Below are 13,606 nucleotides of genomic sequence, written 5' to 3'. Positions count from 1 at the left end.
GTTGTCGAGCGGACCCGCTCCTGAGCGAGCGCCGGCATCGGAGCTTGCGAGCATCACGCGAGTAGCTGGATCACCCGGTTCACGGCGGCGACGGCTGCCAGGATCAGGTCGGCGACGACGTTGCGGCGGGCGTCCTTGGCGCGCGTCCTCAGGACGGCCGCACCGATCATGAGCACCGTCAGCCCGAAGGCGGCCGGGAGGGGTAGGGTCAGTGGCTCGATCGCGAGGAGGAATTGAATGAGCGCCCCTGCGGATGGTCTTGCCGCTCTCAGCGCCGCATTCTCCGGGACGATTCTCACAGCCGAGGATGCCGGTTACGACCACGCCCGAAGAGTTCACAACGGCCTGATTGACAAGCACCCCAGCGTGATTGCCCGTTGTCTCAACACCGCCGACATCGTCGACGCGGTCAACTACGGTCGCGATGAGGGTCTGGAAATCTCGGTCAAGGGCGGCGGTCACAACCCTGCCGGGAGCGCCGTTACCGACGGCGGGCTCATGATCGACCTGTCCTTGATGAAGGGCATCCACGTAGATCCGAGCGCCAAGACCGCGCGCGCCCAAGGTGGTGTCAACTGGAATGAGTTCAACCGGGCCACAGCCCTTCACGGTCTGGCCGTGACCGGTGGGGCCGTCTCCAGCACCGGAATCGCCGGGCTCACCCTCGGCGGTGGGCTGGGATGGGTGATGTCGAGCTATGGCATGGCGGTTGACAATGTCAGATCGATCGAACTCATCACGGCCGACGGTCAGGTGCTGACGGCCTCGGACGACGAGAACTCCGATCTGTTCTGGGCCTGTCGCGGCGGCGGTGGCAACTTCGGAGTTGCCGCCTCGTTCGAGTACAACCTGCACACGCTGTCGATGGTGACCGGAGGGCTCATCGCCCATCCTCTCTCTGCGGCGGGTGACGTGATTCGCTTCTACCGGGAGTTCACGCAAGACGTCGGCGACGATCTCACCGTCTTCTGCGGCCTCGTGCATGCTCCAGACGGCTCGGGCACCAAGTTGGCGGCCTTCGTCGTGTGTCATGTCGGCGATCCAGCGAAGGCCGATCGTGACCTCGCGCCTCTCAAATCGTTTGGAGAGCCGGCCATGGTTGCGGTTGGTGTGATGCCGTATCCGGTGGTCAATACTCTCCTCGACGATGGTTTCCCCCAAGGCGCCCTCAACTATTGGAAGTCTGCGTTCTTATCGGGACTGAGCGATGTGTTCATCGATACGGCAATCGAGCGATTCGCGACGTGCCCTTCGCCAATGACAGGGATGTTGGTGGAGCACTTCCACGGTGAGGTCACTCGAGTCGAGCCGACCGCCACTGCTTTTCCGCACCGCGAGCGGAGTTACAACCTGTTGATTGCCGGGGAGTGGATCGACCCTGCCGAAAGCGAAGAGAACACCCTCTGGGTGAAGGACACCTATGAGGCACTAGCACCACACTTCAGCGGGCGTCGTTACGTCAACTATCTGGGTGACGACGAAGCGAGCGACGCGGTGAGGAGCTCCTACGGGGTGGTCTACGACCGACTCCTAGACGTGAAGCGTCGTTATGACCCCGACAACCTCTTCCACCTCAACCAGAACATCGACCCGGGAAGCTGAGGGCGGTCCCAACTCCGTTTCAACACGGACCGGCCTCGAGACAGTGGACCCCCCAACAAGCGAGATTCCCTGCTGCTGCAAGGGATTCTCGCTAGTGGTCTGTCGCGGGATTGATGACCACGGGCAGCGGCTGTCCCGGTTTGCGGCGTCGCCACGCGGAGGTCCGGTCTGCCAGGTGCCCCCTCGGCTCGGGTCGCAGGGCGACCGCTCGCCGGTCCCCCGCCGAGCGGGAGACAGCGTGTGTGTGGCCGTCCGTGCGGTTGGCAGGTGTCCCTCGGTTCGGCTTCTTACGCTCATCCCCTGGTTTCTGGGGGATCGATGAGCGCTGGAGGCCGAGTCGAGGGGGACCCTTTGGTCCGGTCTGCCAGGCGGCCCCTTCGGCTCGGGTCGCAGGGCGACCGCTCGCCGGTCCCCCGCCGAGCGGGAGACAGCGTATGGGTGGCCGTCCGTGCGAGTGACAGGCGTCGGACCGGCGGTCCAGAGCCGAGGTCACCAATTGGACGACGCACCACTAGCGGTTGAGGTACCAGTCGATGAGCTGCGGCCCTCGGGCGAGCACGACGTAGGTGGCCAGGATGAGGTATGGGCCGAACGGAATGGCGTCCTTGCGGCTCCGCAGCCTCGTCACCACCAGCAGGAGCGACACGATGCCACCGGCGAAGAAGGCGATGAGCAGCGCGGCGAGGACGAACGAGAACCTCTCGTACCCGAGAAACATCCCGAGCAGGAAGCCCAGCTTGACGTCGCCGTAGCCGAAGCCTCCTCTGGCGACGAGCGCCAGCGCCAGCAGGATCGCGAAGAAGGCAACCGCTCCTGCGATCGCCGTCAGCAGCATGCCCGGCTCGCCGTCGAGCAGGGACCCGGCGACGAGCAGGGCCGTCGCGATGGCGGTGCCGGGAAACAGGATTCGATTCGGGATGAGCTTGTGGTCGAGGTCCGTGATCATGAGCGCCATCGTCACGCCGGCGAACCACAAGAAGGCGGGCAGCACCCAGCGCGTCCCGATCACCACGACCGTTGCCGCGAACAACCCGGCCGTGGCGATCTCGGCGGCCGGATATCTCCAGCCGATCGGCCTGCCGCAGTCGCGGCACCTGCCGCGCAGGATCAGATAGGACAGGACGGGAATGTTGTCGCGGGGCCGGACGGGGGCCTCGCAGAGGGGGCACCGAGAGCCGGGGGCGACGACGGAGAGCTTGGCAGGCACGCGCCGAGCCACGACGTGGATGAAAGAGCCGAATGCGAGCCCCGAGAGCGCCGCGATGGCTGCGAGGAGAGTCGTCATGAGCGGATGGAGCGTAGAGCGGAGCGTCGAACGGTCCGTGGATCTGCCGGCCTCGGGGTGGCATCCGATACGAGGTCGGGGGACGAGCAGATGCTCGTCCCCCGATCTCCACGACCTCGAGGTCGCGTCACGACAGTGGCATCACGGGGCAGCGGGGAAGCCCGCCGTGCTCCAGGTCACTGTTGCCGTCGAGCTCGGGCCGCCTGCGGCTGCAGACGACGGGCACGTGATGTCACCGGCGCTGGCGCCGTAGTACGTGCCGCCGGTTGCGGTCTCGTCCTCGAAGATGGCAAAGAAGTTGCCGGAGTCGCTCGCCTGCGTCAGGCAGACGACGTCGTCGTTCGAGGCGACCGACATGTCGGTGAAGACACCTTGAGTCGCCGAGCTGGTCGTGTTGGTCTCGATGCTGGGCTCGTAGCCTTTCAGGTCAGACTCGGTCTCCGTGAACGCCCCGGTATCGGTCCAGTACGCCTTCTCGGAGAGAAGCACGTTCCTGATGTCCGATTGGGCGGCACGATCCTGAGCCCTGGCCCGGAAGCCGAGGAACGATGGGATGGCGATGGCGACGAGGACTGCAATGATCAGTACCACCACCATGAGCTCGATGAGCGTGAAGCCATCGTCCTTGGCCAGCCGTTCGCGCAGAGTACGCATAGGTTGGGAACCTCCGTGGGTACGGCTGCGGGCCGACCTTCGACCCGCTCCAATGTCATCGGCATCCACGGTCGATAGTTGAGCGCGGACGGCTCATTTGGGGCCTGCGGCCCACCGGCTACTGGACGAGTCCTGCGATGTTGAATATCGGCAGGTAGAGCGCGATCAAGATCGCTCCGACCGTTACTCCCATGATGACGATGAGGATCGGCTCGATGAGGCTCGTGAGCGTCGAGATCGTGTCGTCGACCTCCCGGTCGTAGTAGGCGGACACCTTCTCGAGCATGGCGTCGAGCGCTCCCGTCTCTTCCCCCACCGCCATCATCTGTACGACCATCGGGGGGAAAACGGTGTGTCGTTCCAGCGGGCCGGCAAGAGACTCGCCTTCTCGAACGGACGTCTTCACGTCCTGGAGTGCCTTGGCGACGACCCGGTTGCCCGCCGTGTCCGAGACGATGTCGATCGACTGCAGTATCGGTACGCCCGTGCGGCTCAGCACCGCCAGCGTCCTCGAGAAACGGCTCAGCGCCGTCTTGTGGACCAGGCTGCCGAAGACCGGGACCTTGAGCTTGATGCCGTCCCACACCTGCCTGCCGGCCGCGCTCGAGATCCAGTTCCGGAACGCCCAGATCCCGATCGCCGCAATGATGGCGAGAAGCCACCACCAGGTCGTCGCCGCCTTGGAGAGGCCCACGAGGAGCCTCGTCGGAACCGGCAAGGACGCCCCTTGCCCCAGCTCGGCGTACAGGTTCGTGAACACGGGCACCACGAAGATGATCATCGCCGTCGTCACGAGCAGGATGAGGCCGCCGACGACCATCGGATAGGCCATCGCTGAGCGCACCTTCGAACGAAGTGCCAGGTTCGCCTCCAGCATGTCCGCCAAGCGATTGAGCGTCTCGTCGAGCACGCCGCCGATCTCGCCGGCGCGCACCATCGCCACGTAGAGGTCCGAGAACACCTTGGGATGGCGCTCTAGGGCCGCCGAGAGGGAGCGGCCTTGCTCGACGTCCAACTTCACCTGGCTGATGACGTCCGCCAGCGCCCTGTTCTCGCTCTGCTCGATGAGCACCGACAGGGCCTTGATGAGCGACAGCCCGCTGTTCACCATCGTGGCGAACTGGCGGCTGAAAAGCACGACGTCGCGCGACTTCACGCGGTGGCCGAACCCGGGAATCGTGACCTCCCGGTTCAGGCCGGTCGCCTGCTTGCGCTGCACGTCGAGCGGGATGAGCCCGCGGCGGCGCAGCGCCCTCACGACGGCTTCGGTGCTCGATCCCTCGATGTCGCCGGTGCGGAGCCGCCCGTCCTTGTCACGAACCCGATACGTGAACTTCTGGACTCCGCCCGTCGGTGTGGTCGTGGTGGTGGTCATGTGGTCTGCTCCTCCTCGGCAGGTCTACAGCAGCGCCGTGAGGACGTCTGGGTCGTGTGCGCTCTCGAAGGCGGCGTCGCGGGTGATCGCCCCGGAACGCAGGTGGGCAGCCAGCGAGGCGTCCATCGTCTGCATCCCATGCTGGGCACCGGACTGGATGGCCGTCTGGATCTGATGGTCCTTGCCCTCACGGATGAGGTTCCTGATCGCCCCGGTGGCGACGAGGATTTCCACGGCGGGCACGCGCCCTTTGCCGTCGGCTCTCCTGACGAGCTGCTGCGAGACGATGGCGTTGAGCGAGCCGGCCAGCTGGACACGCACCTGGGACTGCTGATGGGCAGGGAAGACGTCGATCATCCGTTCGATCGATTGCGACGCGCTCCTGGTGTGAAGCGTCGCGAACACGAGATGCCCTGTCTCTGCGGCGGTGATCGCCGCCGCGATCGTCTCCAGGTCGCGCATCTCGCCGACGAGGATCACGTCGGGGTCCTGGCGGAGGGCGTGCTTCAAGGCCCCGGTGAAGCTCTTGGTGTCCGAGCCGATCTCGCGCTGGCTGACGATCGACTTCTTGTGGCGATGCATGAACTCGATCGGGTCTTCGATGGTGACGATGTGGTCGTGGCGTGTCGTGTTCACCAGGTCGATGAGCGCCGCCAGCGTCGTCGTCTTGCCTGCGCCCGTGGGGCCCGTCACCAGAACGAACCCCTGGCGCGCCTGCGCGAACGACGCCATCACCTTGGGCAGCCCGAGCTCCTCGACCGACATGATCTCGTCCGGGATCGCCCGCATGACCGCCCCGAGCGAATCGCGCTGGTAGGAGACGTTCACCCTGAACCGTCCCGTGCCATGGATCGGGTGCGAGAAGTCGAGCTCGCGTTCCTGCTCGAGAGTGAGCCGGTGCGATGACGTCATCAGCGGGTCGAGGAGATCGTGGACGTCGGCAGGGGTGAGCACGGTGTGGTGCTCGAGCGAAACGAGATTGCCGTCGACCCTGATCTGGGGGAACGTTCCGGCAGTGAGGTGCAGATCCGACCCGCCGCGGTCCATGAGCTCGGCCAGCAGCGTCGGTACCGTCACCTCGGTGATGTCGCCGCCAACGGGTCGGTGGCCCGCATACGCCTGCTTGATGGCCGCATCGAGCGCCTCGCCGGGCGCCAGGCCGAGCACCACATCGCGCCCCGTCTCGGCGACGAGCGAGTCGCGTGCGAGCTCGTCGAGTGGATCGGCGACGGCCACCACGAGCCCGCCACTCGGGTCGATCGTGATCGGGAGCGCTCTGTTCGACCTCGCCACGTCAGGCGCCAGCGCCTCGAGCGCCTCCTCGTCGGGGACCACGCCTCCGGCGGCGAGGTCGAAGAACGGTACGGACAGATGAGCGGCGACGACGGCCAGCACGCCTGCGTCGTGCCTGCTCGAGGACTTGATGAGGATGCGGCTCAGAGGCACACCCTGGGTGCTCGCCGCGATGAAGTGCCCCTCCAACGCGGCGTGCGACAGGAGGCGCCGCTCGACGAGGAGCTCGCCAAGTGCCCTGTCGGTGCGCGCCGTCGTCGCCGCGTCCGTCATACGACCACCCGGAGGATCTCTTCGAGCGACGTGACGCCGTTGGCGACCTTGGCGAGGCCGTCGAGGCGGAGGGTCTGCATCCCCGCCTCGATGGCGGCGCCCCGCACCTCGTCGGACGATCTCCTGTCGATCGTGAGCCTCTGGATCTCCTCGGTGACGAGCATCACCTCGTTCACACTGGTCCGGCCTCGGTAGCCCGTCTGCGAGCACTGGCCGCATCCGGCTGCCCGGTAGATCAGCGGCGGTTTGGGAAGCCGCTCGAAGTCCCACCCGACGCCGGTGAGCAACTCATCGTCCGGTTCGTACGCCTCGCGGCACCGCCCGCACAGAACCCTGGCAAGGCGTTGAGCGAGCACGGCGTCGATCGCCGACGACACCAGGAACGGCTCGACGCCCATGTCCGTCAGCCTCCCGATCGCAGATGCGGCGTCGTTGGTGTGCAGCGACGAGAGGACGAGGTGGCCGGTGAGGGCGGCCTCGGTTGCGATGGCAGCCGTCTCCCTGTCGCGGATCTCGCCGATGAGCACGATGTCGGGGTCGGAACGGAGTATCGACTTCAGGGCGTTGGCGAAGAGGAGGCCCGCTTTGCGGTTGACCTGCACCTGCGTGATCCCGGGCAGGCGGTACTCGACCGGGTCCTCGACCGTGATGATGTTCACCTCTTCCTGGTTGAGGATGTCGAGGGTCGAGTAGAGCGTGGTCGTCTTGCCGGATCCGGTGGGTCCCGTCACGAGGATGGCGCCGTACGGCTTGGTGTACGAAGACTCGTATCTCGCCAGGTTGTACGGGTCGAAGCCGAGGTCGTCGAGCGAGGGAACCCCGAGGCTCTTGTCGAGGATCCGCATCACCACCTTCTCGCCGTGGATGCCGGGGAGGGTCGCGGTGCGCACGTCGATGGCCCTACCGGCGACCCTGAGGCTGACCCGCCCGTCCTGAGGGATGCGCCGCTCCGCGATGTTCAACTCTGACATGATCTTCACGCGTGACACGACGGCGCTGGCGACGGCCCGAGGCGTGGTCATCACCTCGTGGAGGACGCCGTCGATGCGGAAGCGGATCCGCAGGTCCTTCTCCCCCGGCTCGATGTGGATGTCGGAGGCCCGCTCACCGACCGCCCTGGCGATCACCGAGTTGACGAGCTTGACGACGGGCGCCTCTTCGGCGGCGGTCTCCAGCGGGCCGATCCCGTCCGGCTCCTCGATCTCCTCGGTGGCGAACTCGGCCAGATCCGACACCGAGTCGTCGAACCTCGCCTGGGCCCTGATCGCCGAGAGGAGCGCCGAGGCGGTTGCCAGCCTGGTGGTCACTTTGTGCCTGGAAGCCGACCTGACGTCGTCGATGGCGAGGACATTCGTCGGATCGGCCATGGCGAGCACGAGGCTGCCGCCGTCGAATCCGATCGGCAACACCGTGTACCGGTGGATCAGGTGCTCTGGTACGAGCGCCACCGCGGCGGGGTCGACATTGATCTCTTCGAGGTCGACGAACGGCACGCCGCTACGGCGCGCCACGGCGCGGGCCAGGTCACCTTCTCCGACGAGGCCATCGGCAAGCAGGATGTTTTGGAGGGTTGCCCCAGTCTCCTGATGCTCGTGGAGAGCCATCGTCAGGTCATCGTCGGTGACCAGACCCTCTTCGACGAGCATGACACCGAGCGACTTCGCATCGGTCGTCACGAAACCTCCTGAGGAACAGGGTCAGAGCACGAGTCGTCTGTCACGACCGAACATCGGCACCCGAAAATGGCCCCTTGAGGCTTTCGCCTTGCCTCCCAACGGGTCAGAGCTGTCCGGCCGACGTCGCCGCCGAGGCCGGACCCGGGTCAGGACGAGGGCGGAGGCGGCGTCGATCGGGTCTCGTCGCCGCCGAGCGCCCTCTCGACCGCCGCCATGGCGGCGTCGATCGCTGCGATCCGGCCCGTCCAGAGTCGGAACGACTCGGCCGCTTGGGCGACGAGCATGGTCGCCCCGTCGGCGACGGGGATGCCACGAGCTCTCGCACCGGCCACCGCCGGGGTGGCCGCTCGACCGTATGCCATGTCGAGGAGCCCTGAGGCTTCTGCGAGAACGGCGTCCGCGAGCTCTTCGCCATGGCGCCCGACCGGCGTGGCGTTCACCACGACCGCCCCCGGCACAGGTTCTCCCCACGGGGCGGTCTCAGCCGGCACCCTCACGAGGCGCAGCATCTCGGCCGCTCGGTCCGGATGCCGGGCAGAGACCACGAGCCGCTTCCCGTCGAGCGCCACCGCGGCGGCCGCCGCGGCGCCGCCGGCCCCGAGCAGCAGCACCGGAGCCTCGTCGGGCAGCCCGGCAGCTTTCCACGCAGCCAGGAACCCGACGACGTCAGTGTTGTGTCCCGCCACCTCACCGCCGATGCGGGTCCACGTGTTCACGGCGCCCGTCCGGGCGGCCAGCGGCGAGACCCGGTCGGCCAGCCGCGACGCCAACTGCTTGTGGGGCATCGTCACATTGGCGCCGTCGAGCATCCCGCCTCGTACCTCGGCAATGGCCTCCACCATGCCGGAGGCATCGACCCGGCGCGCCGTGTAGGTGCCGGGGATGTCGGCCGCTGCGAGGAAGGCGGCGTGGATCGCGGGAGAGAGCGAGTGGGCGATCGGGTCGCCGAGCACCGCCAGCCTCACGGGATGATCCCGTCCGCCCTCGCCTGGGCAACCTTGGCGTTGTGCTCGTCGAGGGTCTCCGAGAAGCCGTGGCGCCCGTCCGCCGACACCACCACGTAGTAGAAGTAGGCGGTGTCCGCCGGGTTCGCCGCCGCCAGCAGGGAGGCGTTCCGCACGCCGCTGATGGGGGTAGGCGGCAGACCGGTGTTGAGATACGTGTTGTACGGAGACTCGACCGCCAGGTCGTCCTCGAGCACCCTGCCCGGGTTCTCTCCGAGGGCGTAGATGACCGTCGCGTCGATCTGGAGCGCGATATCGCCGTCGAGCCGGTTGACGATGACACTGGCGATGAGCGGGCGGTCGTCGTCCAGCTTGGCCTCCCGCTCGATGAGCGATGCGACGACGAGCCCGTCGTACTCGGTCAGCCCCCGTTCCTCGAGTGCAGACCAGTCGACCGCCCTGACCCTGTCGGTCAGCGTGGTGGCGAGTCGTTGCAGGATGTCCTCGGGCGTGGCGACGACGTCGAACTCGTAGGTGTCGGGAGCGAGGAGCCCCTCCCACCTCGCCAGATCGCCGGAACCCTCGGGTGCCTCGGCGGGCAGGAGCGGGGAGAACACCTCGCCGGCCCTGAGGGCGTTGGCGAAGTCGTCGAGCTCGTATTGGGACTGTTCCGCCAGGGCGCCGAGCATCTCCTCGATCCTCAGGCCCTCGATCACCGTGACGCGGTAACTCCCCTCGTCCGGCGGCCCTGCGACGAAGATGGCGACGAGCTCGTCGGGGTCTGTTCCGGTGAGCACCAGGTAGCGGCCGGCTTGCAGCGAGTCCGCCTGGCCGGAGTTGCGGGCGGCCCGCTCGAAGTCCGCGGCGGTGGCGACGCCCTGTTCCTCGAGCAGCAGGGCGATGGCCCTGGCAGACGAGCCGGGCGGCACGTCGACCGTCACCTGTTGCCCCGAGGCGACCGCGTCGCCTCCGCCCGGGGTCGGTGACACCGCATCGGCGAGGCGGCGGGCCGCCGAGATTCCTGCCGCCAGAACGACGATCACGATCACGATCGAAACGCCGGCCTTCACGAACGAGGCGCCCACGTTGCGCGGCGGCGGGCCTTCCTGCTCGGTGCGGTAATCGAGCCGACCGGTCATCGTGTGCTCCGCGAGTCCAGATAGCTCTGCAGCATGACGGCGGCGGCGACCATGTCTCTCTTGGTCCTCCTCGCAGAGCGCTTGACGTCGCCGGCCAGCAGGGCCCGCTCGGCCTCGACCGTCGTGAAACGCTCGTCGTGCAGCCGCACCGGCAGCCCGAACTGTTCCAACGAGGTCGCCAGCTGCCGTGCGGCGACCGCGGCAGCCCCCTCCGTGCCTGAAAGCGATACCGGCAATCCCACGACGATCTCCGTGACCTCATGCTCCTCGACGAGCCCGCGCAGCCTCCCGAGCAGGTCTCCTTCGGATCTGTCGAGCACGGCGTGCGGTTGGGCGATGATACCGAGGGGGTCGCTCAATGCGATGCCGACCCGCCGCTCTCCGGGGTCGATCCCCATGACGCGTCCTGTCGTCATCGACCCCCCAACGCCTCCCTGGCGGCGGCGAGCGCCGCCCCGAGCGCGCTCTCGAGCTCGTCGCCGCGAGGACCGCCCGCCTGGGCGAGGGAGGGGTCGCGGCTCGCCCCGCCGCCGACGATCCGGGCAGCCTCGGCGACGAGATCGCCCGCGGACACGCCATCGGCGACGAGGTCGGGCGTGACGAAGGCGATGAGCGCGGCCTTGCCGTCGTCGACGGAGCCGACCACGCCCACTCCGGAAGTCATGCGGTCCCGCAGCTGGATGGCGAGCGCCCTGAGCTCCTTTCCGTCGAGCCCCGGACGACCAGCCACGATGAGCTGGCGCTCCCCGAGGTGCTCGATCTGCTCGGCGAGAGCCGCGGCGGTGTCCGACGTCGCTCTCGCCTCGAACCGGGCGAGGCGCTCCTCCTGCTCCTCGAGCCGCACCGTGAGGGCCTCGGCGGCGTCGACGAGCTGCCCGGGCTGCGCCCGCAGCACTTCTGCAGCCCTCTCGAGCGTCGAGCGCAGCTCGACGAGGTGGAGGTATGCGGCAGTCCCGGTGAGCGCCTCGATCCTCCTCGTGTTGGCGGCTACCGAGCCTTCGGAGATGAGCACCAGGGGACCGACCTGGCCCGAGGTGGCGACGTGGGTACCCCCGCAGAACTCGATGGAGAAACCTCCGACTTGAACGACCCGGACCCTCTCGCCGTACTTGTCACCGAAGAAGGCGAGCGCACCCATCGCCTGAGCCTCCTCCTTGGACGCTTCGACGGTCCTGACCTGGGCATTGGCGATGATCCGTTCGTTGACGGCCCGTTCCACCTCGAGGAGCTCCTGGGGCGCCGTCGCGGTGAAGTGACTGAAGTCGAACCGCAAACGGTCGGGGGCGACGAGGGAGCCTGCCTGGTGGGCGTGGTCGCCGATCACCTCTCGGAGCGCCCAGTGGAGCACATGGGTCCCGGTGTGGTTCTTCCTGATGTGCTCGCGCCTCTCGTGGTCGATCTCGGCAGTGGCTTCCTGGCCGACGGCGACGATCCCGCGTGCGATGCGCCCACGGTGGCCATGGACTCCTTGGACGGCGTGCTGCGTGTCGGCCACCCGGATCTCGCCCGTCTCCGTCGCGATGGTGCCGATGTCGCCGACCTGACCGCCGGACTCGGCATAGAAGGGCGTGCGATCCAGGAATACCTCGACCTCCTGGCCCGCCTCGGCCGACTCCACGACCTCTCCCTCTCGCACGATCGACAAGATGCGGCCCGTACCGGCCTCGTCGATGTATCCGATGAACTCCGTCGCATCCACGCCCGCGAGCAAGGCGCGGTAAGCATCGGCCTGGGCGGCGGCGTCGCCTCCTCTGAAGTGGGCCCGGGCGCGCTCACGCTGGACGGTCATCATCCTCTCGAACTCCTCCCTGTCGAGTTGGAGGCCGCGCTCCGACAGGATCTCCTCCGTCAGCTCGAGCGGAAAGCCGTACGTGTCGTGGAGCTTGAAGGCCGTCGCCCCCGGCAGGACATCGCCCTCGCCCATCCCATCGAGCTCGGCGTCGAGGAGCTGGTGACCTGATTGGAGCGTGCGGCGGAACTGGCTCTCCTCGCGGGCGGCCATCTCGCTGATGGCGTCCTGCTTGGCTCTCAGGTCGGGATAGGCCTCTCCCACGGATGCGACGACGGCGGCGATCATCCGGGGCATCACCATGTCGTCTGCGCCGAGGAGCGACGCGTGGCGGACGGCCCTCCGCAACAGGCGGCGCAGCACGTAGCCTCGTCCCTCGTTCGACGGGACGACGTGGTCCGCCATCAGGAACGACACGGACCGGGCGTGGTCGGCCATGATTCGCAGGCTCACGTCGGTGCGCTCCGAGCTCCCGAAGCGGGCACCGGTAGCCCCCTCCGCCGATGCGACGACCGAGCGGAGGCCGTCGGTGTAGAAGACCGACTCGACGGCTTGGAGCACCGTGGCGACCCTCTCCAGGCCGGCGCCCGTGTCGATGTTCTTCGCCGGCAGGTCGCCGACGACGTGGTACGGCTCGTCCTGGATGTTCTGCATGAACACGAGGTTCCAGAGCTCCATGAACCGCTCTTCGTCGACGACGGGGCCCCCATCGAGACCGTACGACGCGCCCTTGTCGTAGAAGATCTCGGAGGATGGTCCGCATGGGCCCGGCACCCCCATCTGCCAGAAGTTGTCCCTATCCGTGCGTTGCAGCCGATCGGGGCGGATGCCGACGCCGTCGAGCCAGATCTCGGCCGCTTCGTCGTCTGTCTCGTGGACCGTGAACCACAGCCTCTCCGGATCGAGCTCGAACTGCTCGGTCACCAGCTCGTACGCCCACGGGATGGCCTTTTCCTTGAAGTAGTCGCCGAAGGAGAAGTTGCCCATCATCTCGAAGAACGAGAGGTGGCGGGCGGTCGTCCCGATGATGTCGACATCGATGGTTCGCACGCACTTCTGGATGGTGACCGCCCTCTCGTACGGCGCCTTCTCCTCACCGAGGAAGTACGGCTTGAACGGGACCATGCCGGCGTTGGTGAGGAGCAGGGTCGGATCGGCAGGGATCAGCGAGGCGCTCGGGACGACGACGTGCTGGCGCGCCGCGTAGAAGTCGACGAAACGCTTCCGGATGGTCGTGATGTCCATGGAGGCTGAGAGGTTACCCGCGGCAGGAGGCCGGCCCCTCAGGTCGGGGCGGGCCCACCGGACAGTATCCGAAGGCACTCACCGGCGAGCGCCGCTCGCGCGACCCGGGTGGAAGCCCCCGTGACCAGGTCTTTCACTTGGCCGGTTGCCGTCTCCCATTCGTCGGGGCCGATGATGACGGCGACCCGGTGCCCCCGCTGGTCGGCGTATCTGAGCTGGGCGGAGAGCTTGCGAGCATCCGGGTACAGCTCGACTGACAGCCCGGCGCGCCGGAGCTCGGCCGCCACCGCGATGTGGTCCGAGCCCCTGTCGGCGTCGAACATCGCCACCA

At 67.4% G+C, this 13,606-nt stretch carries 11 protein-coding genes; 1 reads left to right on the top strand and 10 read right to left on the bottom strand.

Going from position 1 to position 13,606, the window contains the following annotated elements; all coding sequences use genetic code 11:
* Window positions 1–237 precede the first annotated feature (237 nt).
* Window positions 238–1,602, top strand: a complete 1,365-nt coding sequence (locus VGC47_05575) for an FAD-binding oxidoreductase (GenBank protein HEX9854765.1) — start codon at window positions 238–240, stop codon at window positions 1,600–1,602.
* A 511-nt stretch (window positions 1,603–2,113) separates the two neighbouring features.
* Here the strand turns inward: VGC47_05575 and VGC47_05570 are convergent.
* From VGC47_05570 to VGC47_05525, 10 genes are all read right to left on the bottom strand, one after another.
* On the bottom strand, window positions 2,114–2,887 hold the full coding sequence (locus VGC47_05570; protein HEX9854764.1) for a prepilin peptidase: 774 nt from the start codon (window positions 2,885–2,887) through the stop codon (window positions 2,114–2,116).
* Between the two features lie 141 nt (window positions 2,888–3,028).
* Entirely contained in the window at window positions 3,029–3,541 is a 513-nt protein-coding gene (locus tag VGC47_05565; protein HEX9854763.1) for a prepilin-type N-terminal cleavage/methylation domain-containing protein, read from the bottom strand.
* A gap of 118 nt (window positions 3,542–3,659) precedes the next feature.
* The gene (locus tag VGC47_05560) at window positions 3,660–4,916 is read right to left on the bottom strand and encodes a type II secretion system F family protein (protein HEX9854762.1); all 1,257 of its coding nucleotides are present in this window, start codon (window positions 4,914–4,916) and stop codon (window positions 3,660–3,662) included.
* Window positions 4,917–4,940: 24 nt separating this feature from the next.
* Window positions 4,941–6,482 carry a PilT/PilU family type 4a pilus ATPase gene (locus tag VGC47_05555; GenBank protein ID HEX9854761.1) on the bottom strand — a complete coding sequence of 514 codons (1,542 nt, stop codon included), beginning with the start codon at window positions 6,480–6,482 and terminating at the stop codon, window positions 4,941–4,943.
* Entirely contained in the window at window positions 6,479–8,158 is a 1,680-nt protein-coding gene (locus tag VGC47_05550) for an ATPase, T2SS/T4P/T4SS family (GenBank protein HEX9854760.1), read from the bottom strand. The genes VGC47_05555 and VGC47_05550 overlap by 4 nt, the downstream gene beginning before the upstream one ends.
* A 146-nt stretch (window positions 8,159–8,304) precedes the next feature.
* Window positions 8,305–9,123 (bottom strand): shikimate dehydrogenase, encoded by an 819-nt coding sequence (aroE, locus tag VGC47_05545; protein ID HEX9854759.1) that lies wholly within the window; start codon window positions 9,121–9,123, stop codon window positions 8,305–8,307.
* On the bottom strand, window positions 9,120–10,241 hold the full coding sequence (gene mltG, locus VGC47_05540; protein HEX9854758.1) for an endolytic transglycosylase MltG: 1,122 nt from the start codon (window positions 10,239–10,241) through the stop codon (window positions 9,120–9,122). Before mltG ends, aroE begins: the two co-directional genes overlap by 4 nt.
* Window positions 10,238–10,657, bottom strand: coding sequence for a Holliday junction resolvase RuvX (gene ruvX / locus VGC47_05535; GenBank protein ID HEX9854757.1), 420 nt, complete (start codon window positions 10,655–10,657; stop codon window positions 10,238–10,240). The genes mltG and ruvX overlap by 4 nt, the downstream gene beginning before the upstream one ends.
* Window positions 10,654–13,275 (bottom strand): alanine--tRNA ligase, encoded by a 2,622-nt coding sequence (alaS, locus tag VGC47_05530; protein ID HEX9854756.1) that lies wholly within the window; start codon window positions 13,273–13,275, stop codon window positions 10,654–10,656. Before alaS ends, ruvX begins: the two co-directional genes overlap by 4 nt.
* 38 nt (window positions 13,276–13,313) lie before the next feature.
* Window positions 13,314–13,606, bottom strand: a 293-nt coding sequence (locus VGC47_05525; GenBank protein ID HEX9854755.1) for a His/Gly/Thr/Pro-type tRNA ligase C-terminal domain-containing protein, incomplete at its 5' end; no start/stop codon positions are given.

Source organism: Acidimicrobiia bacterium (assembly GCA_036396535.1).
Lineage (GTDB): Bacteria > Actinomycetota > Acidimicrobiia > Spongiisociales > UBA5794 > DASWKR01.
Note: the sequence above shows the minus strand (reverse complement) of the source record. Positions and strands in the feature narration are given on the sequence as shown.